The sequence below is a fragment of the Thermocrispum municipale DSM 44069 genome (assembly GCF_000427825.1).
Classification (GTDB): Bacteria; Actinomycetota; Actinomycetes; order Mycobacteriales; family Pseudonocardiaceae; genus Thermocrispum; species Thermocrispum municipale.
In genome coordinates this window covers 360546-384777 of the sequence record NZ_ATYT01000004.1, presented here as the reverse complement: position 1 = coordinate 384777, position 24232 = coordinate 360546, and the positions used below count along the sequence as shown (strand labels likewise).

24 protein-coding genes, 2 tRNA genes and 1 other RNA gene are annotated in these 24232 nt (G+C 68.7%); 16 read left to right on the top strand and 11 right to left on the bottom strand.

What is annotated here, in order from left to right; genetic code table 11:
• Positions 1-86: 86 nt before the first annotated feature.
• Together YWM_RS0105235 and YWM_RS0105230 are read left to right on the top strand one after the other, a co-directional pair.
• Positions 87-260 (top strand): helix-turn-helix domain-containing protein, encoded by a 174-nt coding sequence (locus YWM_RS0105235; protein WP_028849830.1) that lies wholly within the window; start codon positions 87-89, stop codon positions 258-260.
• Positions 260-1480, top strand: coding sequence for a tyrosine-type recombinase/integrase (locus YWM_RS0105230; protein ID WP_084612186.1), 1221 nt, complete (start codon positions 260-262; stop codon positions 1478-1480). Before YWM_RS0105235 ends, YWM_RS0105230 begins: the two co-directional genes overlap by 1 nt.
• Before the next feature lie 104 nt (positions 1481-1584).
• On the opposite strand, the gene YWM_RS0105225 is transcribed toward YWM_RS0105230, so the two are convergent.
• A tRNA-Arg gene (locus YWM_RS0105225) sits at positions 1585-1657 on the bottom strand.
• A 399-nt stretch (positions 1658-2056) separates the two neighbouring features.
• Between YWM_RS0105225 and YWM_RS22270 the strand changes: the two genes are divergently transcribed.
• The 5 genes from YWM_RS22270 to YWM_RS0105200 all read left to right on the top strand — a co-directional run bounded on the left by YWM_RS22270 (position 2057) and on the right by YWM_RS0105200 (position 4522).
• Positions 2057-2605 carry a YbaB/EbfC family nucleoid-associated protein gene (locus tag YWM_RS22270; protein ID WP_052344567.1) on the top strand — a complete coding sequence of 183 codons (549 nt, stop codon included), beginning with the start codon at positions 2057-2059 and terminating at the stop codon, positions 2603-2605.
• Between the two features lie 84 nt (positions 2606-2689).
• Entirely contained in the window at positions 2690-2944 is a 255-nt protein-coding gene (locus YWM_RS0105215) for a hypothetical protein (RefSeq protein ID WP_245565922.1), read from the top strand.
• Complete coding sequence (locus tag YWM_RS0105210) at positions 2941-3639, top strand: WXG100 family type VII secretion target (RefSeq protein ID WP_028849827.1); 699 nt, start codon at positions 2941-2943, stop codon at positions 3637-3639. The genes YWM_RS0105215 and YWM_RS0105210 overlap by 4 nt, the downstream gene beginning before the upstream one ends.
• A gap of 7 nt (positions 3640-3646) precedes the next feature.
• Positions 3647-4150: a hypothetical protein gene (locus tag YWM_RS0105205; RefSeq protein WP_028849826.1), complete on the top strand. Its 504-nt coding sequence runs from the start codon at positions 3647-3649 to the stop codon at positions 4148-4150.
• A 9-nt stretch (positions 4151-4159) separates the two neighbouring features.
• Positions 4160-4522 (top strand): DUF6188 family protein, encoded by a 363-nt coding sequence (locus YWM_RS0105200; RefSeq protein ID WP_028849825.1) that lies wholly within the window; start codon positions 4160-4162, stop codon positions 4520-4522.
• Between the two features lie 146 nt (positions 4523-4668).
• Here YWM_RS0105200 and YWM_RS0105195 read toward each other — a convergent pair.
• The 5 genes from YWM_RS0105195 to YWM_RS0105175 form a co-directional block, all read right to left on the bottom strand.
• Positions 4669-4759 (bottom strand) — tRNA-Ser (locus tag YWM_RS0105195).
• A 110-nt stretch (positions 4760-4869) separates the two neighbouring features.
• The gene (locus YWM_RS0105190; RefSeq protein WP_043659646.1) at positions 4870-6852 is read right to left on the bottom strand and encodes an acetoacetate--CoA ligase; all 1983 of its coding nucleotides are present in this window, start codon (positions 6850-6852) and stop codon (positions 4870-4872) included.
• Positions 6853-6949: 97 nt separating this feature from the next.
• On the bottom strand, positions 6950-7723 hold the full coding sequence (locus tag YWM_RS0105185; protein ID WP_028849823.1) for an ESX secretion-associated protein EspG: 774 nt from the start codon (positions 7721-7723) through the stop codon (positions 6950-6952).
• Between the two features lie 12 nt (positions 7724-7735).
• Complete coding sequence (locus YWM_RS22265; RefSeq protein ID WP_052344566.1) at positions 7736-9085, bottom strand: hypothetical protein; 1350 nt, start codon at positions 9083-9085, stop codon at positions 7736-7738.
• Positions 9082-9696 carry a hypothetical protein gene (locus YWM_RS0105175; protein WP_028849822.1) on the bottom strand — a complete coding sequence of 205 codons (615 nt, stop codon included), beginning with the start codon at positions 9694-9696 and terminating at the stop codon, positions 9082-9084. Before YWM_RS0105175 ends, YWM_RS22265 begins: the two co-directional genes overlap by 4 nt.
• Before the next feature lie 207 nt (positions 9697-9903).
• Here YWM_RS0105175 and hisC point away from each other — a divergent pair, with 207 nt between their 5' ends.
• Positions 9904-10965 carry a histidinol-phosphate transaminase gene (hisC, locus tag YWM_RS0105170; protein ID WP_028849821.1) on the top strand — a complete coding sequence of 354 codons (1062 nt, stop codon included), beginning with the start codon at positions 9904-9906 and terminating at the stop codon, positions 10963-10965.
• Here hisC and YWM_RS0105165 read toward each other — a convergent pair.
• Together YWM_RS0105165 and YWM_RS0105160 are read right to left on the bottom strand one after the other, a co-directional pair.
• Positions 10946-11701 (bottom strand): sulfite exporter TauE/SafE family protein, encoded by a 756-nt coding sequence (locus YWM_RS0105165; protein WP_028849820.1) that lies wholly within the window; start codon positions 11699-11701, stop codon positions 10946-10948. The genes hisC and YWM_RS0105165 overlap by 20 nt on opposite strands.
• Positions 11702-11759: 58 nt before the next feature.
• Complete coding sequence (locus tag YWM_RS0105160) at positions 11760-13112, bottom strand: M20/M25/M40 family metallo-hydrolase (RefSeq protein ID WP_028849819.1); 1353 nt, start codon at positions 13110-13112, stop codon at positions 11760-11762.
• Positions 13113-13162: 50 nt separating this feature from the next.
• Here YWM_RS0105160 and YWM_RS0105155 point away from each other — a divergent pair, with 50 nt between their 5' ends.
• A complete protein-coding gene (locus YWM_RS0105155; RefSeq protein ID WP_028849818.1) occupies positions 13163-13651 on the top strand; it encodes an SRPBCC family protein in 489 nt (162 codons plus the stop codon).
• On the opposite strand, the gene YWM_RS0105150 is transcribed toward YWM_RS0105155, so the two are convergent.
• Both YWM_RS0105150 and YWM_RS0105145 read right to left on the bottom strand, forming a co-directional pair.
• On the bottom strand, positions 13637-14599 hold the full coding sequence (locus tag YWM_RS0105150; protein WP_028849817.1) for an NADPH:quinone oxidoreductase family protein: 963 nt from the start codon (positions 14597-14599) through the stop codon (positions 13637-13639). The two genes, YWM_RS0105155 and YWM_RS0105150, sit on opposite strands and share 15 nt — an antisense overlap.
• Positions 14600-14694: 95 nt before the next feature.
• The gene (locus YWM_RS0105145) at positions 14695-15987 is read right to left on the bottom strand and encodes a M14 family metallopeptidase (RefSeq protein WP_028849816.1); all 1293 of its coding nucleotides are present in this window, start codon (positions 15985-15987) and stop codon (positions 14695-14697) included.
• A gap of 127 nt (positions 15988-16114) precedes the next feature.
• On the opposite strand from YWM_RS0105145, the gene gcvT reads away from it, so the two are divergent.
• The 5 genes from gcvT to YWM_RS0105125 all read left to right on the top strand — a co-directional run bounded on the left by gcvT (position 16115) and on the right by YWM_RS0105125 (position 22040).
• The gene (gene gcvT / locus YWM_RS0105140) at positions 16115-17218 is read left to right on the top strand and encodes a glycine cleavage system aminomethyltransferase GcvT (RefSeq protein ID WP_028849815.1); all 1104 of its coding nucleotides are present in this window, start codon (positions 16115-16117) and stop codon (positions 17216-17218) included.
• 171 nt (positions 17219-17389) lie between these two features.
• Positions 17390-19042, top strand: coding sequence for a BCCT family transporter (locus YWM_RS0105135; RefSeq protein ID WP_342664925.1), 1653 nt, complete (start codon positions 17390-17392; stop codon positions 19040-19042).
• An 11-nt stretch (positions 19043-19053) separates the two neighbouring features.
• Entirely contained in the window at positions 19054-19824 is a 771-nt protein-coding gene (locus YWM_RS0105130; protein ID WP_028849813.1) for an SDR family oxidoreductase, read from the top strand.
• A gap of 41 nt (positions 19825-19865) precedes the next feature.
• Positions 19866-19962: signal recognition particle sRNA small type (gene ffs, locus YWM_RS25550), an RNA gene on the top strand.
• Between the two features lie 161 nt (positions 19963-20123).
• Complete coding sequence (locus tag YWM_RS0105125; protein WP_028849812.1) at positions 20124-22040, top strand: DNA polymerase III subunit gamma and tau; 1917 nt, start codon at positions 20124-20126, stop codon at positions 22038-22040.
• A 214-nt stretch (positions 22041-22254) separates the two neighbouring features.
• Here YWM_RS0105125 and YWM_RS0105120 read toward each other — a convergent pair whose 3' ends face one another.
• Entirely contained in the window at positions 22255-23106 is an 852-nt protein-coding gene (locus YWM_RS0105120; RefSeq protein ID WP_245565921.1) for an N-acetylmuramoyl-L-alanine amidase, read from the bottom strand.
• Between the two features lie 82 nt (positions 23107-23188).
• On the opposite strand from YWM_RS0105120, the gene YWM_RS0105115 reads away from it, so the two are divergent.
• Both YWM_RS0105115 and recR read left to right on the top strand, forming a co-directional pair.
• Positions 23189-23569, top strand: a complete 381-nt coding sequence (locus YWM_RS0105115) for a YbaB/EbfC family nucleoid-associated protein (protein ID WP_028849810.1) — start codon at positions 23189-23191, stop codon at positions 23567-23569.
• Positions 23570-23575: 6 nt separating this feature from the next.
• The gene (gene recR, locus YWM_RS0105110; protein ID WP_028849809.1) at positions 23576-24172 is read left to right on the top strand and encodes a recombination mediator RecR; all 597 of its coding nucleotides are present in this window, start codon (positions 23576-23578) and stop codon (positions 24170-24172) included.
• The last annotated feature ends 60 nt before the right edge of the window (positions 24173-24232 follow it).

The window sequence follows — 24232 nt, the reverse complement described above, 5'->3', positions numbered from 1 at the left end:
CAACGAAGCCGAACGCGAGCTAGCCGCCGCCATCGCCACCCGCATCCGCCAACACCGAGCACTCAAACACCGAAAGGACAACGACCATGCCCAAGCTGCTTAGCGTCGAGGACCTCTCGGACATCCTCGGCATCCCCGTCAACACCCTCTACCAATGGCGCACCAAAGGCTACGGGCCACCCGGCGTCCGCATCGGCAAACACCTCCGCTACCGGCCCGACGACGTCAACGCCTGGCTCAACGAACAGGCGGTGGCCTGATGGCACGCGTGTGGGTCTACGACCGGATCCAGTCGAAGAAGTACCGCGATGCTGTTGCGAAGGCTAAGGCGGCCAAACGCAAGCCTCCGAACCGGTACCTGGTGATGTACTACGACAAGACCGGCAAGCAGCGATCGGAATCTGTGCCAACTCGGGCACGGGCGGACCTCCGGGTAGCGGAGTTGTCGTCAGCGTTGCTGACGGGCACTTACACCGACCCGGTGGTCGCGAAGGTCAAGTTCGCGGAGGTCGCCGAAAAGTGGCTCGAGTCCAGGACGCGGATCAAGCCGTCGACTTGGTGGAAGTACAGAGGCCTGCTGGACAACCACGTCTTGCCCGAGTGGGGCAATGTAGCTCTCAACGCGATCGAGAGAGAGGACGTGGCTCTGTGGGTGGCACGTCTACTCAAGCCGACAGAGGAAGATGGCAGCAACTTAAGCCCGTCGACGGCACGGCTGGCATTTCGGGTTCTGTCGATGGTTCTCGAGTGGTGTGTCCCGCGACGGTTGGCAGTCAATCCGGCGAGAGGCGTTGAACTGCCGGTCGTTCCGGAAGCCGACCACGTGTACCTGACCTATGAGCAGGTCGAGGCGCTGGCGGCTGCTGCGGGTGAGCTACGAACCAAGTACAAGCGGCCGACTGCTGCCGCTGCTGTCAACCGGGCGCTGATCCTTTTCCTGGCTTACACCGGAGTCAGGTGGGGGGAGGCGGCTGCACTGCGTGTACGTAACGTTGACCTAGACAACCGGCGAGTTCGCATCGTGGCGACGCTCTACGAGATCAAGGGCGGTCAGGTCGAGGGGCTGCCGAAGTCGGGCAAACCTCGGACGGTGCCGCTACCGGCGTCGCTCGTGGATGAATTGCGGCCACTGATCGCTGGACGAGGGCCGGAGGATCGCGTGTTCACCACTAGTCGAGGCAAGCCCCTGCGGAAAGCCAACTGGCGGAGGCGCGAGTTTCTACCGGCTCTGCGGAAAGCCGGGCTCGATGTGGATGGATTCACTCCACATAAGCTCCGGCATACGGCTGCGTCCCTGGCCATCGCCGCTGGCGCGGATGTGAAGGTCGTTCAGTCCATGCTGGGTCACGCCGACGCATCGATAACGCTCAATGTGTACGGGCACTTGTTCCCGGATCGTCTCGATGAGGTCGCCAGCACACTTGATGCCAGGCGAAGGGCGGTTCTGGAAGCGCGCCAAAACGGTCCCGAGGCGGCTTGATCGGCACTGTACCCGGCCCCGGGCGTGTTGGACGTATATTGGACGCTTCCGGGGCTGTGGTATCTCTGGGCCTCGCGAAATGGCCTCTGACCTGGGAGAATGAGCGCGCCCGGAGGGATTCGAACCCCCAACCTTCTGATCCGTAGTCAGATGCTCTATCCGTTGAGCTACGGGCGCCTGTTCAGTTGGCGCGGTACACGTTACCGGGTCCGCGGTAGCGGCCTGCCACCGGGTCCATGAGGCGTCCGGGATGTCCCGGCCCAGGTGGGTGTCACCGTCAACTGTCCAGCAGTCTACCTGGGTTCATGACACATGACGTCGCAGGCCCGATCGGCCACATCGCGGCTGGTCCGGGTGGCACGGAGAGCCGAACGGGCGTCCGTCATGCGACAGTCATCCGCCTGATAGGGCATCGGCGCCAGTACGCGCAGTCGAGCCGGCCTACGCCCACCGAGATCGCCTCGACTGCGCCGACGGTGTGATGTCACCCCGGCACGTTCGGTCCTGCCTGGTAAGCGATCTTTACTGTGGCCGTAAGGCTGCTACGTTCCCGCCGGGATGAAAGAGGCTGACTCCATGGACGACACCGTGCTCGATCCGGACGGCGCCCGCGAACGGCTGCAGGCGTGGAAGGGTCGCATTGACCAGTTGGCCGCACATACGAAGGCGATGAGCGATCGCTTGCAGCAGTTGCAGGAAACGGTGGCCGACCCGCGCGGGCTGACCAAGGTGACGGTCGACTCGACCGGCTCTCTGATCGGTTTGCAGCTGACGCCGAAGATCCACGGTCTCCCACCGGACCTGATCGCGCAGGCGATCATGGACACGGTCCGCCGCGCCAAGGCCCGGTTGGCCGAGCGCTCCCGCGAGATCGTCGAGGAGACCATCGGCACCGAGTCGGCGGCCGGGCAGGCGATCGCGGCCTCGGTCGGCAAGCATCTGCTCGCCGAAGATGTGTCCGACACCGTCACCAGGAGCGCTACACCTGCCCCGACATCACCTGCTGCTCCGCCGCCTCCCCCGCCTGCGCCTGCGCCGACGGTGAAACCGTCGAGCGCTCCGCAACGTCGTAGGCGCGAGGAGGAAGAGGACGACGAGGAACCCTTCGAGTTCAAGTTCGAGTGACCGACCGGGGACCTGCTCCTGGGGCATCAGGGGTATCACGCGCCTGTCGAGGACATCACCAAGCACGCGGCCAACATCGACGCATTGCGAGAGCGGTTCGGCGCGATCAAGGCGGCCAGCAGCCACATCGCCCAGGACGACCAAGCGTACGGGCTGCTGTGCGGGTGGATCGCCGGAATCTTGGAGGACAAGCACGTCCAGGTGGATGACGTCATCGCCTACGTGGAGGAGAATCTCCAGCTCGTCGCCGAGACGTTGCGCGAGGCCGCCCAGACCTACGAACGCATGGAGGACGACTCCCGCAGCAGCTTCCAGGCCATCGGGGGTGGGCTGCGGTGACCGGCGACTCGCTGATTGCCCCGGTCGAGTCGACCCGCAAGCCGTGGACCGGAGCCAGTCTCGCCGACGGGGTGGACGGTCTCGTCCAAGCCATCAAGTCGGAAGGCTGGGTCGACGACGTCCTGGCCGGTGCCTCGCTGGGTGTGGACGTCGCTGCCACGGTGATGGACCCGATCAGCGCGCTGCTGGCCAACGGGCTCGGCTGGGCGATCGAATACTTCGAGCCGCTGCGCGAGATGCTCGACGAGCTGACCGGCAAGCCGGACGTGGTGAGCTCGCACGCCCAGACCTGGGCGAACATGGCCACGGAGTTCAAGTCGATCGCCGATGAGCTGAAAAGCGACATCGACAACGACTTGCCGGCGTGGCGGGGCGAAGCGGCGGACGCCTACCACAACCTGATGGAGCACAACGTCGAGGCCATCAACGCCCTCAGCGCCATCTGCACGGCCATGCAGTCGGCGACCGAGGGCGCCGGCGGCCTGGTCGAACTCACCAGGGAAATCGTCCGTGACTTGATCGCCGACCTGGTCGCGCGGGTGATCGTGTGGGCGGTGGAGGCGATTTTCGTGGTCACCATCCCGGTGATCGCCTCGCAAATCGCCGCTGCGGTCGTGAAATGGGCCGGCCGCATCCTCACCTACACCATGGCCCTGATCAACAGTCTGACCAACCTGACCAAGCTGCTCGGGTGAGCCGACGATGACACCCAAACCGAAAAATCCCAGCGGCTCGACGTCCACCAACAAAGGCGGAGCCGGGGGCAAGAAGCAGCCGGCCGGCGGCGGCACGCCCACCGTCCAGAACGTCAGCCAGGGCGTGAACCTGGCCAAGACCGCGGCCGTCAAAGGGCGGCCGAACAAGGCCTCGACGAACCCGCAGAAGTCCGGCAACCAGTCCGGCCAGAGCTCCGGCAAGAACCAGCAGGGACAGCAGACGAGCAGCCTGCCGCCCGGTGCCAAGCAGGGGTGGGTGAAACGAACAGCTGACAACGGCAAGGGTGTCGTGTATCAGCGCCCTGGCGCGACCGGAAACGCCGACATGATCCGCATCATGGATCCGACGCCTCGGTATCCTCACGGATATGTCAGGTTCTACAACAGCCACGGTCAGCCGATAAATTTGGATGGCAAGCCGGGCTCCAGGGCGGACACGCACATTCCCATCGACCCGAACGGAAATTATCCGCTGCCTAAAGGCTGGTAGGAGACGGCTATGGATCTGGGCTTGGCTGGGCAGTTCGTATCGGAAGCCACATGCGAGTTCGCTCTGGTGCTGCGCACCGACGCCGGGGCCGAGATACGGGTGGAGAGCGACTTCACAGTGTCCGGTACCGGGGGCAGCGTGACGTATTCGCCCGAGGATGTCGGCGAGACGACGGCGTTTGACTGGTTGGTGGGTAAGCACATTGCCGCGGCTGCCGTGGACGACGCGATTCTGACAATTGCGCTGGCCGACGGTACGAAGATTTCGGTGTCGCCGGATGAGGATTTCGAGGCGTGGACGCTTGCCGGGCCCGGCGAACGGAAGATCGTGTCCATGCCGGGTGGTGAGCTCACCGTGTTCGGCGTCGAGTAGTTCGGAGCTTACGAGTGGCCGACACTGATCAACTGCAGCGCGGACGCGTCGAGGCGTGGCCACTTCGGTGCGCGGCTTCCGCGACCCATGATCGTGCGAGTGCGGCGGCCGCCCCGGATTACCCAGGGCAGCGCGCCTGCATCTTGCGGAGGCTGCGGGATTCGAACCCGCGAGGGGGCTCAAACCCCCAACCGCATTAGCAGTGCGGCGCCATAGACCAGACTAGGCGAAGCCTCCAGGGTGGTATTCGGTGCGACTAGGTTACCGTCCGCCCACGACACGGCCCACCCGCCCCCCTGGATCCCGGCACGGGAGCCGCCAACGGGGCGGGTGGCCTGCGCGGGTCGTCAGGAGTTCGCGGTGCCGGCGAACTCCACGAACGGCCGCAACGCCCCCGGGTCGGAGAGCGCGTCCACGCTGATCGCCTTCTTCGGGTCCACCCCGCTGAGGATCTTCTTGACCGGAACCTCGCACTTCTTCCCGTTAAGGGTCCGCGGGATCGCCGGCACCTCGATGAACCGGTCGGGCACGTGGCGCGGGGACAACTCCGACCGCAGCCGCGACCGCAGCTCCGGCTCGACATCCGCCAACGACGACCCGGGCGCGAGCACGAGGAAGCAGAGCAGCTCGCCCTCCTCGTCACCGATTCGCGTCGTGTCGATCACCAGCGAGTCGTGGATGGCGTCGAAGCTCTCCACCACCCGGTAGAACTCCGCCGTGCCCATCCGCACGCCGCCGCGGTTCAACGTGGAGTCGCTGCGACCGTAGATCACCGCGGACCCGCGCTCGGTGATCCGGACCCAGTCGCCGTGCCGCCACACACCAGGGAAGTCCTCGAAATACGCCGCGCGCAGTCGCGAGCCGTCCGGGTCGTTCCAGAACATCACCGGCATGGACGGCATCGGCTTGGTGACCACCAGCTCGCCGACCTGCTCCACGATCTCTTTGCCGTGCTCGTCGTAGGCCGCGACCGCCGCGCCGAGCGCCCGACACGACAGCTCCCCGAGCCACACCGGAACATCGGGCGACGATCCCAGGAACGCCGTGCACACGTCCGTGCCGCCGGACACCGAGCAGATCTGCACCGGCCCGACCTCGTCCATGATCCACCGAAAGCCGTCCACCGACAGCGGCGCCCCGGTCGAGCCGATCGCGCGCATGGCCGACAGGTCGTGCTCCGCCGCCGGGCGCAGCTTCGCCTTCAGGCAGCTCTGCACGTACGGTGCGGAGACACCGAAGTACGTGATCCGATGCTGCGCGGCCAACCGCCACAGCGTGTTCAGATCCGGGTGCCCAGGGCTGCCGTCGAACAGCACCACGGCCGAGCCCACCAACAACCCGGAGATCAGCAGGTTCCACATCATCCACCCGGTGGTGGTGAACCAGAAGAACCGTTCACCGGGCCCCAGGTCGAGCGACATCGCCAACTGCTTCAGGTGCTCCACGACGATGCCGCCATGGCCCTGCACGATGCCCTTCGGCAGACCGGTCGTGCCCGACGAGTACAGCACCCACAGCGGGTGGTCGAACGGAACCGGCTCGAACTCCAGCGGCGCGCCCTCGTGCTCGGCCATCGCCGTGTCGAAGTCGACCGCACCGGCAGTCTGCGCCTGGTCCAGCTCCACGTAGTCGATCAGCAGGATGCCCTGCAACGACGGCATCTGCCCGGCCAGCTCCCGCACGGTCGGCCGCACGTCGAACTTCTTGCCGTTGTACAGATAGCCGTTGACGGCCAGCATCACCTTCGGCTCGATCTGGGTGAACCGGTCGGCCACCGCGCGCACGCCGAAGTCCGGCGAACACGACGACCAGATCGCACCCAGGCTCGCCGCGGCCAGGAACGTCACCAACGTTTGCGGGCAGTTCGGCGCCAGCGCCACCACCCGGTCGCCGCGCTGCACACCCAGCGACTGCAACATGCCGCGCGCCGCGCCCACCTTCGCACGCAGCTCGCCGAACGTCAGCTGCTCGGTCAGTCCGTCCTCGCGGTGGAAGACGACCGCCAGCTCGTCGTCGCGCTTCTCCGCGCCCGCCACGCCCGACAGCGCGTGCTCGGCGTAGTTCAACTCGCCGCCGGGGAACCACCGCACGCCGGGCATCTCGTCGCCCTCGCGGACCGCCCGCGGCTCGGCGCGCCACCGCACACCGATGAACTCACCGAACGCTGCCCAGAACTCGTCGAGCTCGTCCACGGACCAGCGCCACAGGTCCTCGTACCGCGACACCGCGAGCCCACGGTGCTCGGACAGCCACCGCTTGAACTGCTCGACGCGGGTGTCGGGCAGGTGATTCGGATCCGGACGCCAGAGAACTTCGGGAGTGTCGGCCATGACCCGGAGGGTAATGCGAAACTCGCGGATCAGGCCATGGTCGGCGAGCCCACACGGCAAGCGGAAATGTGTGCTGATCGCCCGGCGACGCGGTGGCTCAGACGACGACCTGCACCATCTCCTCGGCCATGGTGATCAACCGTGACGGATCCGCCGGGCTCACCGTCATCCACTCACCCTCGGTGCGCAGCGCGTACCGGCCGTCCTCGGCGTCCAGCCACGACACGGTGATCGGGGAGCGATGCCACCGGCCACGGCCGTCACGGGCTCGCGCACTCACTCGGCCGCCACCGGTGCGCGTGCTCAACGCCTTGGACAGCACCAAGCACTCCTCGCGCCGCACGCCCAGCTCGGTCAGGGTCTCCACGAACCCGCCAACCCCGTCCTCCGCGGCGGCCGCGCACGCCTTGTCGAAATCGGCGATCGGCAGGTTGGCCGACATCCCGCTGCCCGGCCCGAGGGGCGGCGGCACCTCGAACAGCATCGTGCGCAGCAGTCCGTCCCTGGTCTCCGGGCCGATCCGCACCTGCGTGTTCACCCGCGCCACGGCCGCAGTGCCCCGCGGTCCGAAGCCGCCGAGCGCGCGCAACGCCGCCTCCTGCGTGTCGACCTGAAGCTCGAGCATCACCTCGGCTTCCGTGATCGCCCGCAGCAGGGCGGCCAGATCACCGGCGGGCCGCTCGATCGTGCCCAGCTCCCGCGTGCTCAATGCCTCGTCGACCACGGCCGAATACTCCGCCCTGGCCCGCGGGGTGCGGCCGAAATGCGGGATACCCAGCCAGTCCGGCACCTCCCCGAGATCGAGCCCGCGCCACAGCAGGAAGAACTCCGCCGCGTGCAGCTCGATCCAGCCGGTTCGCTCGTCGCGCACCCGTCCTCCGGTCTAGTGCCGTCGGCGCGGCATCTCGTCGTCGACGTCCTCGCCGAGAAGCTTGCGGTGGATGTCGTTCCTGTCGGGGTCGAACATGCCCTTCTCGCCCAGCACCGGGCTCTTCCGCTGCCGCGACTGGTCCTCGGACCGCCCGGCACCGGCGCCACCCATGGCACCCATCGGCATGGCCCCCATGCCACGCGGCGCCGCGCCCGCACCGCTGGCCGCCGGGGCGGTCGTCGCGCCGGCCCCGGCCGGACCAGGCGCGTTGCCGCCGACCCCGGAGAGCGCACCACCGCCGAGCCGCGGCGCATTCTCCGCAGGCGCCCCGCCGCCGAGCGCTCCGACGGCGCCACCAGCAGCGGCACCGCCACCGGACACGGCGCCCACGCCCGACGTCGACGACGTCGAGGTGTCGGACTTGCGCGGGTCTTCCGGTGTCCTCGGCTTCGCGTCGTCATCCGGCCGACGGCCGCGATCCTCCGGCGGCTGCTCCTTCTTCGGCGGGGCGAACCACGGCACGGTCGAATACACCTCGGCCGACTCGTGCTGCATCGTCTTCATGACCTCGGCCGCCTGCCGGTGCGCCGCGCGGGACTCCTCCAACGGACCGAAGACGTCACCGGTCAGTTTGTTCGCGCTGCCCAGGTCCTGGCTGACGAACGGGCTGGAGTCACCCGCGGACATCGCCACGGTGCTGCCGCTGCCCGCGTTCCCACCCGAAGACTCCGGGAACGGTCGAGGCGACGGCTCCGGGAGCGGTCGCGGCATCGGCTGCGGAAGCGGAACCGGCTCCGGCATCTCGCGGGCGGCGCGCACCGCGATGTCCGTCTGCCTGCTCACGCACGTCCCAGCCTCGTGCGCGCGATGCCCGGTGTCCTCGGACCACTGCGCCAGCTTCGCCGCGGTGTCGCGGGCCAGCTCGGCCGCCGAGCCTTCCCACCCCTGTTCACATCGCCGCGCGGCACGCTCCAGATCCTCGGCGACCTCCTGCAGCAGGACGCCGATGTCGCCCCACTTCGCCGCCACCGCGTTCGCTCCCGCGACATCCAGGCCTTGCGTGGCCATCGCGTACAGCTCCGGGTGGTTCCACGTCATCCAGTCGATGTCGGAGTTCAAGTCGGCGGCACCCAGCGTGCCGACGTCGTCGTCGTCCTTCGGCCAGTGATTCGGCGGGATACAACCACCGGGGCCGATTCCCATCGACGACTGCCTGGGTGGCTCCGGCCGAGGGTCCCAGTCATCCGGGTCCCACGGGTCGCCGCCTTGCGGCAAGTCCGGCCGGACGCAGCCGCCTGGCGCGATACCCATGGACGAGGGTCCACCGTCGAACCGGGCACCGCTGTCCTCGGGGACGTTCACAGCCGGCTCCCCTCGTCAGCGACCTTCCGCTCCATCGCGTGCATGGCGGCCTGCAGCTCTTCCTCAGTGGCGTAGTAGCGGCGGGCCGCCGCACGCACCGCTTCCTCGTAGTCGGAGATCACCATCGCGAACTGCTTCAACACCCGGATCGCGGCGCTGTCGTCGCCTTCGGCCACCGAATGCAGCCGCCTGCTCATCGTCTCGGCTACCCAGTTCGCACCCAGCCGCAGCGGGACGTCCAGCTCGGCGGCCTCCGCGGTGATCTTCTCCACCTTGTCCTTGATCGCGACCAAGTCCATCAGGAGCATCCGCGCGATGTCCTCGTCCAGGCGGAGTTTGCCCTGCTTGGCCTGGTCCTTCAGCTTCGCCATGTCCCGCGAGACCGGAACCAGGTCGATGCCGGACCCCTTGCCGAACGCCTCGTCCGGGTCGTTCGGCCGCTGCGGCGCGGGCTCGGGTGGCGGCTGCCGGGTCGGGGACGATTGCGGGTCCGGGGTCGGCGCCGGTGCGCTGACGGGCGCGCCCGCTCCGGGAGCCTTCTGGTAGCTCGGGTCCAGGTGCGCCGGTGGCGGATCCTCGGCCGCCATCAAGCGGAACTCGTCTTCGCTCATGCTGCGAAGCCACCCCCTGTCCTAGCAGCGCCTGATCCGATCGGACGCTGCACACACGGTACCCAGTCGCAGCGGGGGAGAAAGGACTTTTGCCGGAATTCCTCCACGGCCCGCGGCGCGTTAGCCTCAAGCCACCGACCGACCACACGACGGCGCCCACACCATGGGACCGTCATGCCCGCACCTAGACCCCAAGGAGTCTTGTCGATGCCCGTCACCCCGCGAACCGATCTGGACACGCTGCCCAACTACGTGCCCGGCAAGTCCGTGCCAGGGGCGATCAAGCTGGCCAGCAACGAGTCGCCGGACGGCCCGCTGCCGAGCGTGGTGCGCGTGATCGCGGAAGCCGCGGAAGGAGTCAACCGCTACCCCGACATGGGCGCGTGGACGCTCATCGGACGGCTGGCCGACAAGCTGGGGGTCGAGCAGGACCAGGTCGCCGTCGGCTGCGGTTCGGTGTCGCTGTGCCAGCAGCTGATCCAGGCGATGTGCGAGCCGGGCGACGAGGTGCTGTTCGCGTGGCGTTCGTTCGAGGCGTACCCGATCATCACGCAGGTCGTCGGCGCCAAGCAGGTCACGGTGCCGCTGGACGACAACCACGTGCACGACCTCGACGCGATGCTGGCGGCCATCACGCCGCGCACGCGCGTGGTCTTCGTCTGCAACCCGAACAACCCGACCGGCACGGTGGTGCGCCGCGACGAGCTGGTGCGTTTCCTGGACGCGGTGCCGGAGGGTGTGCTGGTCGCGCTGGACGAGGCCTACCGCGAGTACGTCACCGACGTGGACGTGCCGGACGGCATCGAGTTGTTGGAAGGCCGGGACAACGTGGCCGTTCTGCGCACGTTCTCCAAGGCGTATGGCCTGGCCGGTCTGCGAGTGGGTTACCTGGTGTCGAACCCGAAGGTCACCGCGGCCGTGCGCAAGGTCTACGTGCCGTTCAGCGTCAGCTCGCTGGCCCAGGCGGCCGCGCTGGCGTCACTGGACGCCGCCGAGGAACTGATGGCACGCGTGGCGCAGGTCGTCGCCGAGCGCAGCAGGGTCCGGGACGGGCTGATCGCCGCCGGCTACCCGATTCCGGAGACGCAGGCGAACTTCGTGTGGCTGCCGCTGGGGGAGCGGACCGCGGCCTTCGCCGAACACGCGCTGGCCGGCAAGGTCGTGGTGCGGCCGTTCGTCGGTGACGGCGCGCGGGTGACCATCGGCACCCCCGAGGAGAACGACGCGTTCCTGGCGGCCGCGCGGTCGTTCAGTCAAGCAGGAGCTTGACCACCGCGGCCAGGCCGACGACCACGATCACGCCGCGCAGCACCCGGGGCGGGAACCGGCGGCCGATCTTCGCGCCGATCATCCCGCCCACGGTGGAGCTCACCGCGATGATCGCCACCACTTGCCAGCTGACCGGCGCGACGAACGCGTAGATGATCCCCGCGACGGTGTTGACCACCGCGGCCAGCACGTTCTTCAGCGCGTTCAACCGCTGGAGGGGTTCGGACAGGAACAGCCCGGCGATTGCGATCAGCATGATGCCCTGCGCCGCGGTGAAATAGCCGCCGTAGATGCCGACCAGCAGCGTCCCGATCCACATGGCGGCGCCGCCGTGCTCCTTGTGGTTCTCGCGCCGGGCGTTCAGCCACGCGGTCAGCCGCGGCTGCACGACGACCAGGACCAGCGCAAAGATGATCAGCGCGGGCACGATCGTCTCGAAGGCCTTCGGCGGCAGCGACAGCAACAGCACCGTGCCGAGCGTGGCGCCGATCATCGACGCCACCCCGAGCCGCAGCACCCGGCCGCGCTGACCGGCCAGCTCGCGGCGGTAGCCGATCGACCCGGAGATGGTGCCGGAGATCAGCCCGATGGCGTTCGACGTCGTGGCCGTCACCGGAGGGAAGCCCACCGTCACCAGCACCGGGAACGTCACCAACGTGCCGGATCCGACGACGGTGTTGATGGTGCCCGCCCACAGGCCGGCAATGAAAATCAAGACCGCTTCCCACCAGGTCACGGTCGCAAGCTACGCCAGGGTCACCGTGCCCGCCGTGCCGACGTGGCACAGGCCACGATCACAACCGGCGCAGCAACTGCCCGGTGAACCTGATCAGCCTGGCGTAGTTGTCCAGCGAGAGCCGTTCGTCGGTGCCGTGAATGCGGTCCAGCTCCGTGCTGTCCATCAGGATCGGGGCGAAGCCGAAGCGCTCGCGGGCGACGCGGTGGTAGTGCCGGGCGTCCGTGGCTCCGGGCACCAGCCCGGTGGTGACCGCAGCCTCCGGGACAACCGCCGTGGTCAGCTCGCCGAGCAGCCGGAAGTGCGGGCTGTCGGTGGAGGACACCGGCGAGGGCTCCGCGCGCTCACCGGGCGCCAGCTCCACCGAGACCTGCTTGTCCCGGACCACTCGGCGGCAGTGCGCCAGCACGTCGTCGACGGTGTCGCCGTGCAGGATGCGGAAGTTCACGAAGGCTTCCGCCGTCTGCGGCAGGACGTTCGGCTTCACTCCGCCGCGGATGACCGTCGGCGCCGTCGTCGTGCGCACCAAGGAGGCGGTCTGGGGACGCATGGCCAGCACTCGGGCCAGTGCCTTGTCCCATTTCGCCACCTTGGCGAGCAACGTGCCCCGCACACCCGGAAGGTACGGAGCGACTCGGGCAACCATCTCCCGCACGGGTTCGGTCACGCGGAGCGGCATCGGTTTGTCCTGGAGGGCGGCGACCGCTCGCGCCAGCCTCCCCACGGCCGTGCGGCGCGGCGGCATCGACGCATGCCCGCCGACGTCCGACGTGGACAGCCGCACGGTCACGAAACCCTTCTCGCCGACCATGATGGTCGCGGTCGGCACCGGCACGCCGTCGATCAGCCCGACACCGATCACGCCGCCCTCGTCCAGCACGAAGTCGGCCATCACGCCCTCGGCGGCGAGCAGCTCCGCCACCTTGGCCGCGCCGTGCTCACCGCCGATCTCCTCGTCATGGCCGAAGGCCAGATACACCGTGCGCCGAGGTCGCCAGCCGTCCGCCAGGGCAGCTTCGACCGCTTCCAGCGTGGCCAGCACGCGCGACTTGTCGTCGATCGTCCCGCGACCCCACACGTGCCCGTCGGCGATGACGCCGTCGAACGGCGGGTACGTCCAGCTGGGTTCGTCGTCGACCGGGACGACGTCCTGATGAGCCAGCAGCAGGGCGGCGGGAGCGCCGTCCTCCCGCCCGGCCCACCGGTAGAGCCTGCTGTGCCCGACGACGCGCAGTTCGAGCTCGGCGTGCACCCGCGGATACATGCGCTCCAGGAACTCACCGAACGCGGCGAACTGGTCGTCCTCGATACGTTCGCGCTCTTCGTAGGACACCGTGCGGTAGCGAACGGCCTCAGCGAGCCGGGCGGCAGCGGGCTCGAGATCGGACTGCGGGTGATCGAGCTCGGCCATGCTTGCGATCCTGCCACTAGGGTGAGAAACCAACGAACGAAGGAGATGCCGTGGCAGAGCCGACCGCGCAAAGTTCGATCGACATCGCCGCGCCCCCGGAGCTGGTCTACCGCATCGTGTCCGACGTGACCAGCATCGCGGAGTGGGCCGAAGAGACCCAGCGGTGCGCCTGGCTGGGCGACGCGACCGGTCCCGCCGTCGGCGCGAAATTCCGCGGCGTCAACAAGCACAAAGGCCGCAAGTGGGCGATGACGTGCACGGTGACCGAGGCGACCGAAGGGCGTCGCTTCGCCTTCCGGGTCAGCCTGCTCGGCGTGCCGACCGCGGTGTGGAGCTACGAGATCGAGCCGACCGAGCAGGGCTGCCGGGTCACCGAGAGCACCCGCCGCCTCGCGCCGGACCTGCCGACGGTGTTGGTCAACCGCTACATCCTGGGCGTGGGCGACCGCGACTCGCACAACCAACGCAACATCGAGCGCTCGTTGCAGCGGCTGAAGTCCTACGCCGAGCGGCAGGCCGCCGACTCAGCGGACGTCTAGCACCACCTTGCCCAGCGCGGCGCGCTCGTCCAGCGTCTGCAAGGCCTTGCCGGCCTCGGACAACGGGAACCGCGAACCGATCAGCGGGTCGAGCGCGCCCGCGGACAGGTGGGGCCACAGCTCGTCCCACTGCCGCTGCAGGTACTCCGGGTGCGGCATCCAGTAGTGCCCCCAGCCGACACCGATCACCGCGGTGTTGTTCAGCAGCAGCCGGTTGACCTTCACGGTGGGGATCTCGCCACCGGTGAAGCCGATGACCAGCAGCCTGCCCTCCGGGCGCAGGCAGCGCAGCGAGTCGATGAACCGGTCCCCGCCGACCGGGTCGACGACGACGTCCACGCCGCCGGTCAGCTCCTTGACCGCGTCCTTGAACCCGTCGACCCGTACCACGTCGTCCGCGCCCGCGTCCCGCGCGATCTGCGCCTTCGCGTCACTGGACACCACGGCGACGACCCGCGCGCCGAGCACCTTGGCCAGCTGGATCGACGCGGTGCCGATCCCGCCCGCGGCGCCGTGCACCAGCACGATCTCGCCCGCTTGCAGCCGCCCGCGCTGGACCAGCGCGAAGTGCGAGGTCAGCACGTTCATCGGGATCGCGGCGGCGGTCTCGAAGCTCATCTCGTCCGGGATCCGGAAGACCTGGCGGGGGTCGACCACGACCGTCTCGGCGAAGCCACCGATGCCGGGGAACGCGGCCACCCGCTGGCCGACGCTCAACCCGGAGCCCTCCGGCGCCGAACGCACCGTGCCGGCCACCTCCGAGCCCGGCACGAACGGCAACTCGGGCTGGATCTGGTACAGCCCTTTGCTCTGCAGGACCTCGGGGAACGTCACGCCCGCCGCATGAACGTCGACCAGTACCTGGCCTTCGGCAGGCTCCGGTTCGTCGATGTCCACCACCCGCACCGCGGCGGGTCCGTCCAGGGTCTCGATGTGCACGGCTCGCATGCGCCTCATTCGACCACACCGAGCCGCGAACGGAGTGTGGCCCCGATCACCGCTGTCTGGGATTGGTGATCGGGGCCACGTCCGTCGCGCGGAGATCAGCCTGTCGTGTCGCCGCCTGCGCCTACCTCCTCGAGCAGGATCTCCACCGCTTCGTCGTTGCGGCTGGTCTCCCGCTCGATCACCTCGTCGGGCGGGTAGAAGCCGTCGATGCCGCCGCTGGACGGGTACATCTCGAAGCAGAAGCTGAGGATCTTGTGCTCGCCCCACATCCAGTCGTTGATGTCGCCATCGGTGATGTAGAGGTCGCTGGACTGCTGCGGGGTGTAGCCGTTGGTCTCGGCCATCCGGGTGCCGACGTCGCGGAACCGGGCCGCTTCTTCCTCGGTCATGCCCTCGTCGGTGTCGTCGGTGGTGTAGCCGTACGGCCACAGCACCAGCTCGCTGAACGTGTGGAAGTCGATGTGGCCCTTGATCTGCTGCTCGCCGTCGACCACCCGGGAGTCGACGAACTCGGTGATCTGCTTGGACTCCGGCTGGTCCAGCGCCTCGGCGCCACGGTAGGTCTCCGACGCCGGGTTGCCGCTCGAGCCGTTGCAGCAGCCCCACTGGTAGGAGAAGTTCCGGTTGATGTCGGTGCCGACGGCCGAGCTGCCCTCGTTCGGCTTCCGGGACTTGCGCCAGCCCTGGTACTCGCCGGTGGCGATGTCGTACTCGATGCCGTCCGGGTTGACCTGCGGGACGACCCAGATCTCCGCGGTGTCCACCAACGCCTTGATCTTCTCGTCGGACGCGTAGTCGTCGGTGTAGCGGTTGATGATGCGCAGGCACATCTCGGTGGTCAGGTGCTCGCGCGCGTGCATGTTGCAGGTGAACAGCACCTCGGGCTCGTCCTCGTCGGTGTCCACGTTGTCGCTGATCTTCACCAGCGGGATGTCCCTGCCCTCGTAGGACGTGCCGATCGAGCTGATGGACACCAGGTCGCCGTGGTCCTCGGCGGCCTTGGTGATCTCCGCGACCATCTCGTCGTAGTTGTGGTAGTCCGCGTCGTCCTCCGGGAAGTCACCCGGCTTCTTGGCCGCGCTGAGTTCGCGCAGCTGCTTGCGGACGTCGGCCATGGTGATCAGTTCGTGCCCGGCCGCGCGCAGCTCGGCGGCCTGCTCTTGGGTGGCGCGCACGGTCATCGTGCCGTGTTCGGCGCTCAGCACATCGACGCCGGAGCGGGCGACGGCGGTCCGTTCGGCGACGCTGTCCAGGCCAGTGACGGTGTAGGTGACGATGTCCCCGGCGGCTTGCTGGTCGGCCGCACCGGCCGGACCGGCGAGGGGGAGGAGCACCGCGACACCGGCGGCGAGCGCTGCGGCCGCCGCCATCCCCCGACGAGTGGGCATTTTTCCTCCACGCTCCAGATCGTGTGTGGTTCTCACACGGTGCTGGGGCGACGGTGAGTTCGGCAACCGTCGAAAGTCGGTTCAACCCGGTTGGCGTGCGTTTTTCCCCCCGACGAAGATGGGCCCCATGACCGCACAGCCATCACCACTGCACGAGGTCCACCACGACCTGGGCGCGACCTTCACCGAGTTCGCGGGCTGGACCATGCCCGTGCGCTACAGCTCCGACCTGGCCGAACACCACGCGGTGCGCAAGGCGGCCGGGCTGTTCGACCTGTCCCACATGGGCGAGATCGAAGTGACCGGGCCGCAGGCCGGGCAGGCCCTGGACTACGCACTGGTCGGCAACATCGCGAACCTCAAGCTGGGCAGGGCCCGCTACAGCATGCTGTGCGACTCCGACGGCGGCGTGTTGGACGACCTCGTGGTGTACCGGCTGGCCGAGGACCGGTTCCTGGTCGTGGCGAACGCGGCGAACGCGTCGGTGGTGGCCGAAGCGCTGACCGACCGAGCCGAGCGGTTCGCCGACGCGCAGGTGACCGACGTCTCGGCCGAGTACGCGCTGATCGCCGTTCAGGGTCCGGCGTCGGCGGAGATCGTCCGCACCGTGTGCGATGCCGACGTCGACGCGCTGAAGTACTACGCGGCGACCCTGACGCAGGTGTCCGGTCACGACGTCCTGCTGTCCCGCACCGGCTACACCGGCGAGGACGGTTTCGAGCTGTACTGCGCGCCGGACCGGGCCGCCCAGGTGTGGGCCACGCTGACCGAGGCCGGCAAGCCGCACCAGCTCCAGCCCGCCGGGCTGGCCTGTCGCGACACGTTGCGCCTGGAGGCGGGAATGCCGCTGTATGGTAATGAGCTCAGTCGTGAAGTGACTCCGTTCGACGCTGGGCTCGGACGGATCGTGAAGCTGGAAAAACAGGGCGGGTTCGTCGGTCGCGAGGCGCTTGCCGCGCGAGCCGGGCGACCCGACGAGAAGGTCCTCATCGGGCTTCGGGGTACCGGCAGGCGTGCGCCACGGTCCGGCTACGCGGTGCTGGGTCCGGATGGGCCGGTCGGCCAGGTGACCAGCGGGGCGCTGAGCCCGACGCTGGGATACCCGGTGGCCATGGCGTACGTCGACGCGCAATTCCGCGAGCCGGGCACGGCTTTGCAGGTGGACGTGCGTGGAAAGCTTCAGTTGCCGGTCGAGGTTGTCGAATTGCCGTTCTATCGGCGGTCGTTGTGATGCCCCACACGTTCGGAAACCATTCTGTTACTTAGTACCGCTAACGTGCCAAAGCTCCGGGGTGCCGGAAGGACATGACAGCGACGAGAGAGGGAAGAACTCGTGGCGATAGAGGCGGAACGCCAGTCTGATACGGACCGGCTCCCGTGGTACCGAACGGTGCACGGGCCGGTGTTCTGGCCCGCGGCAGCGATCGTCCTGGTGTTCGTCCTGGCCACCGTGGCGTGGCCGACGACCATGAACGAGGACGTGATGGCCCCGGTCCAAACGTGGATCGTGGAGTGGTTCGGCTCCTACTACACGTTGTTGGTGACCGGGTTCGTTGCATTTTCGTTGTGGATCGGGCTCGGACATTTCGGCGACATTCAACTCGGCAAGGACGACGACAAACCCGAATTCGGTGTGCTGTCGTGGTTCTGCATGTTGTTCGCCGCCGGCATGGGCATCGGCCTGGTGTTCTGGGGCGTCGCCGAACCGCTGAGCCACTACGCGGGCGTGCCGAACAGGGCGGCGGGAGCGCCGAGCGGCATGACCGACGAAGGCGTGCACGAGTCGCTGGTGACGACGTTCCTGCACTGGGGCCTGCACCCGTGGGCCATCTACGTCGTGGTCGGCGTGGCGATCGCCTACGCGGTGCACCGCAAGGGCAGGCCGGTCTCCATCCGCTGGACGCTTGAGCCGATCTTCGGCGACAAGGTCAAGGGCTGGATCGGTGACGTCGTCGACATCGCGGCCGTCGTCGGGACGCTGTTCGGTGTGGCCACCTCGCTCGGCCTTGGCGTCCTGCAGATCGGTTCCGGTCTGAGCTTCCTGGAGATCATCGGCGGCGACCCCGGCAAGATCGTTTACATCATCTTGATCGGCGCCATCACGCTGATGGCGACCGTGTCCGTGGTCACCGGGGTCAAGAAGGGCATCCGCTGGCTGTCCAACATCAACATGGGCCTGGCCGCCGTCCTGCTGTTCATCGTCGCGGTCACCGGCGCTTCGCTGTTCCTGGCCAGGGAATTCGTCGAGTCGGTCGGCCTGTACTTCCAGGAGCTGCTGCGGCACAGCTTCAACACCACGGCGCTGGCCGGCGATGACGGCACCGTGTGGCAGGGCTGGTGGACTGCCTTCTACTGGGGCTGGTGGATTTCCTGGGCGCCCTTCGTCGGCGTGTTCATCGCGCGAATCTCCAAGGGGCGCACGATCCGCCAGTTCGTCGCGGCCGTGTTGCTGGTGCCGACCACGCTGGCCTTCCTGTGGTTCACCGTGTTCGGCGGCACCGCGCTGAACGAGGAGCGGAGCAACCCGGGCCAGTTCGTCGCCCGTGGCGACGACGGTCAGCCGCTACTGGACGCCGACGGCAACAACATCTCGGTCAACGTCGACAACTCGCTGTTCGAACTGCTCGACGGCCTGCCGGGCGGGAAGGTGCTGGTCGGCCTGGCGATCATCCTCGTCGTGCTGTTCTTCGTCACCTCGTCCGACTCCGGCTCGCTGGTGGTCGACATGCTGGCCTCCGGTGGCGACCCGGAGCCGCCGACGTGGAGCCGGGTGTTCTGGTCGGTGCTGGAGGGTGCGGTCGCGGCCGTGCTGCTGACCGTCGGCGACGAGACCGGTCTGACCGCGTTGCGCTACGCCGCGATCATCATCGCGTTGCCGTTCAGCGTGGTCATGATCCTGATGTGTTGGGCGTGCCTGAAACAGTTCCGAGCCGAACGTGAGCTGGCGCTGCGGATACAGCGCAGGCAGCAGCGGGAGGAACTGACCGAGCACGTGACGCAGAACCTGATCGAGGACGGCCTGGTCGAACCGAACGGGAACACCAACAACAAGTAACCTCACCTGCTGTGCGCAGCATTCTGGTGACCGGCGGCACCGGCACGCTCGGCAAGCACGTGGTCGAGCGGCTGGTGGCCGCCGGTTGCCGTGTCACGGTGCTGACCAGGCAACCGCGTCCTGGCGGGCCCGCACGGCAGCTGAAAGGTGACTTAATCACCGGAGAAGGGCTGGCCGCCGCGGTAGCCGGGGTCGACACGATCGTGCACTGTGCGACCGGCGCGCGGTTCCGCCGAGTCGAGCAGCTCGGCGCGCAGCGACTGCTGGAGCTGTGCCGGGAGCACGCCGTCGGGCACTTCCTCTACGTCTCCATCGTGGGCATCGATGATCACCCGATGCCGTACTACCAGGCGAAGCTGGACACCGAACGGCTGATCGCCGACTCGGGCGTGCCGTACACGGTGCAGCGCGCGACCCAGTTCCACGACCTGGCGCTGCGGATCGTCTCGGCTCTGGCTGCGCCGCCGGTCGCATTGGTGCCGCGAGGGTTCGCGGTGCAGTCGATCGACGTCGAGCAGGTCGCCGGCCGGGTGGCCGAGCTCGCCTTGGGCAATCCGGTGGGACGGGCGCGGGACATCGGCGGTCCGCGTGTGCAGTCCCTGGCCGAGCTGCTCGAGGAGTACAGCGCTGCGATCGGTCGGCGACGCCGGGTGGTCCGGGTGCCGGTGCCCGGGAAGATCGGCCGCGCCTTCGAGGCGGGATTGAACCTGCTGGGGCCGGACGGTGAACGGCTCGGGGGAACGTTCGCGGACTTTCTGAGCAAGCGGCTGTCGCAGAAGTGAGCGCCCGCGGTGCGGCGGCGTCGGCGGACCCGTCTACACTGAAGGCGGACCCCCGCGACGTCCACCCTGTGAACCTCCCCAGGGCCGGAAGGCAGCAAGGATAAGCAGGCTCTGACGGGTGCGGGGGTCCCCTTTTGCCCTGGGGTCGGCCGCCGATGGGTCCGTGGTCCGCTCACGGCCCGTGCTGCGACGGCTCCGCTGCGCGCCGAGCCTGGTCGTGGTCGTACTTCGCGCCGCCCGGGCTCCAGGCACACCCCGGGGCGTGAGAAGCGTCGGCATGCGGCGGTAGTCTCGGCGCCGTGGCTCTCGCGCTGTATCGCAAGTACCGACCGGCGACCTTCGCCGAGGTCGTCGGCCAGGAGCACGTGACGGAACCGTTGCGTGCCGCGTTGGCGTCCGGGCGGATCAACCACGCGTACCTGTTCTCCGGCCCGCGAGGCTGCGGTAAGACGTCCAGCGCGCGCATCATGGCCCGCTCGCTCAACTGCGAGCAGGGGCCGACGCCGGATCCGTGCGGCGAATGTGCCTCGTGCATCAATCTCGCCCCGGAGGGCCCGGGCACGGTCGACGTGGTCGAGCTCGACGCGGCCAGCCACGGCGGCGTCGACGATGCCAGGGAGCTGCGGGACAGGGCGTTCTACTCTCCCGCCGAGTCGCGCTACCGGGTGTTCATCATCGACGAGGCGCACATGGTCACCACGCAGGGCTTCAACGCCCTGCTGAAGATCGTGGAGGAGCCGCCGGAACACCTGATCTTCATCTTCGCCACCACCGAGCCGGACAAGGTGCTGACCACCATCCGCTCGCGCACCCATCACTACCCGTTCCGGTTGATCCCGCCGAGCGCGATGCGTCAGCTGCTGGAGCGCACCGTGGAGGCCGAGGGCGTCAAGGTGGAGCCCGCGGTGTATCCGCTGGTCATCCGGGCTGGTGGTGGCTCGGCCAGGGACACCCAGTCGGTGCTGGACCAATTGCTGTCCGGTGCGGGCCCGGAAGGCGTCACCTACGAACGGGCCGCGGCCATCCTGGGCGTGACGGACTCCGCCCTGCTGGACGACCTGGTGGACGGCCTGTCCGCCGACGACCCGAAGGCGGTGTTCGGCACCATCGAGCGATTGGTCGACGCGGGCCACGACCCGCGCCGCTTCGCCAGCGACCTGCTGGATCGGCTGCGCGATTTGGTGCTGCTGCGCGCGGTGCCGGATGCCGCAGCGCGCGGTCTGGTCGCCGCGCCGGAGGACCAGCTGGAACGGATGGCCGCGCAGGCCGAACGCATCGGGCCCGCCACGTTGACCCGCTACGCCGAGATCGTGCACAACGGTCTGCTCGACATGCGGGGCGCGACCGCCCCGCGGCTGGTGCTGGAGCTGCTGTGCGCCCGGATGCTGCTGCCGTCGGCGGAGGATTCCGAGGCGGCCGTGCTGCAGCGGCTCGAGCGGCTCGAGCGTCGGATGACCGCGGGGAACGCGGCAGCGGAAACGTCGGCGCAGCAGGTGGAAGAGCCCGCTCCGCGGTATCAGCGTCCGTCCGCGCGGCAGGCCGAACCGGCTCGGTCGGCTGAGCCTGCGCGGGCACCCCAGCCGTCCCGGCCGCCGGAGCCCGCGGCACGGGTCGAGCCTCCGCCGGAGCGGCGCCCGGCCGAGCGGCCACAACCGCCGGCTCAGCCGGCCCAGCCTGCCCACGCGGCACCTGCGGCCGAAGCGCAGAGCAAGCCGGGAGCCCCTGGAGAGCTGGACGCCACGGCGTTGCGCGGGGTGTGGTCGGAGCTGCTGCAGGCGATCCGGAAGAAGTCCCGCAGCACCGAGGCGATGATGACCAACGCCACCGTGCAGTCCGTGCAGGGTGGGGACGTCACGTTGACGCATCCCGCCGAGCCGCTGGCTCGCCGGTTGTCCGAGCCGCGGAACGCCGACGTGATCGCGTCCGCGCTGACCGAGGTGCTGGGTGGCGAGTGGCGCGTGCGGTGCCTGCCCGCGGGCAGTGGTGGGCCGAGCATGACCGCCCAAGCCTCGTCGCGGCCGGCGCCGAAGCCGCCGTCGCGCCCCGCGCAGGCCGAGCCCGAGGTGCCGCTGCCGCCCGAGCCGCCGGAAGAGGACGAGGACCTCTACGCGGAGGAGCCGAAGTCGCTGGGGACGCCGCAGCCGGAGAAGCCGGACCCGGGTGCGGCAGCGATGAAGCTGCTGTCGGATCAGTTGGGCGCCCGGCCGCTGGAGTGAGTGGTCGGCCGGGACCCAGCGGCACAGGTCTGCTCGGCCAGGTTCATCGCCGCGCGGCTCGTCTGCCCAGGTCCATCGCTGCGCGGCTTGTCGAGAGGGCCGTTGCCGCGAGATTCGTCAGCAGGGCCGTCGCCGCGAGGTCGTCGCCACGGGGCTTGTCAGCCCCAGCCTCCGGCGGCAGGCGCCGGCTCAGTTTGCGGTACTGCCGCGGCTGTCAGCTCAGCCCGAGGTACCGCAGCACGCCGTCGGCGATGGCCTCGGCGTAGGCCTGCCGCCCGGAAGCCCGGCGCATCGCTGCCGCCTCCTCCGGGTTCCGCATGTTGCCGCACTCGACCAGAACCGCGGGCCGCCGGGACAGATTCAGCCCGGCCAAGTCGGCCCGCGGGGCGAGACCGTCCGAGCCCAGGTAGCTCGAGACGGGGAAGTCCGCGTCCTGCAGCGCGTCACGCATCGTGCGGGCCAGCCGGATCGACGGCTGTCCCTGCGCGGCGTTCAACGGCGGCGCGGAGTACGAGACGTGGAATCCGCGCGCGGAGGCGTTCGTGTTGCCGTCGGCGTGAATGGACACCACCGCGTCCGCCCGGTGCTGGTTGCCGATCGCCGCGCGGCGGTTCACACACGGCCCGACACCGTCGTCCGAGTTCCGTGTCATCACGACGGTGACCCCGTGCTGCTGCAACAACCGCCGCACCCGCTGGGAGACGTCGAAGGTGAACGCATGCTCCGGGTACCCGTCGTTGGACGCCGTGCCCGTCGTGTTGCACGGCTTGGTGTTGCCGCGACCCGCGGGCACCGGCTGGTTGATCTCCTCCGGGACGGCGGCATTCCCGCCGTTGTGCCCGGGATCGAGGACCACGACGGCCTGTCGGACCTCGGCCGTCGTCGTGGTCGGTGGAGCCGCACTGGAGCGCGTCGGCCTGGCAGGCGAAGACGTTGTCGGCGTCGCGGAAGGCCGCTCGGCCACCGAGCTGGGGGAGGAAACCGGCCGCGGACCCGGCTGGTCGGACGGCCCCGCGCACGCGCCGACCGCAACCATCGTGAGCAGGACCGACAGCCACCGTCGCACGGGCCAACAGTGCCACACTCACTGGCGCTACGCTGGCAAGACGAGCCGTAGCGGTGTAAGTCCACGCAGGAGAGGCAAGGCGATGGTGCAACCCGGGGGCATGCCCGACATGCAGGCGATCCTGGAGCAGGCGAAGCAGATGCAGGAGCAGCTGCTGAACGCGCAACAGGAGCTGGCCGACGCTGAAGTCACCGGCACCGCGGGCGGCGGGCTGGTCTCCGCGGTGGTCAGCGGTGACCTGGAGCTGAAGAGTCTGAGCATCGACCCGAAGGTGGTCGACCCGGACGATGTGGAGACGTTGGCGGATCTCGTGGTCGCCGCGGTGCGCGACGCCATGGCGGCGGCGCAGCGGATGTCCGCGGAGAAGTTCGGCCCGCTGGCCGGCGGCCTCGGTGGCCCCGGCGGCCCGGGTGGCGGCGGATTGGACCTCGGCGGCCTCGGCCTGCCCGGCACCGGAAAGTAGACGAGGTTGTACGAAGGCGTCGTCCAGGATCTGATCGACGAACTGGGGCGATTGCCCGGCGTCGGTCCGAAGAGCGCCCAGCGCATCGCCTTCCACCTGCTGGGGTCCGATCCGGCGGACATCAAGCGGCTCGTCGACGTGCTGAACGCGGTCGCCGCGGGCGTACAGTTCTGCGAGGTCTGCGGAACCGTGTCCGAGCAGGAGCGCTGCCGCATCTGCCGTGACCCGCGACGAGACCCGGCGATGATCTGCGTGGTGGAAGAGCCCAAGGACGTGCTGGCCATCGAGCGCACGCGCGAGTTCAAGGGCCGCTACCACGTGCTCGGCGGCGCGCTCGACCCGCTGTCCGGTGTCGGTCCGGACCAGTTGCGCATCCGCGAGTTGCTGAGCCGCATCTCCTCGGACGAGGTGTCCGAGGTGATCATCGCTACAGATCCGAACACCGAAGGCGAAGCGACAGCCACTTACTTAGTGCGCATGCTGCGTGACTTTCCGAATCTCACTGTCACCCGTTTGGCGTCCGGCCTGCCCATGGGTGGTGACCTGGAGTTCGCCGACGAATTAACCCTTGGGCGAGCGTTTTCCGGCCGAAGGCAAGTGTGAAACTCCCCGTCACCGCCTAAAGTCTTACTGCCACGTAGCAGGATCGTGACCTGCCGGGCT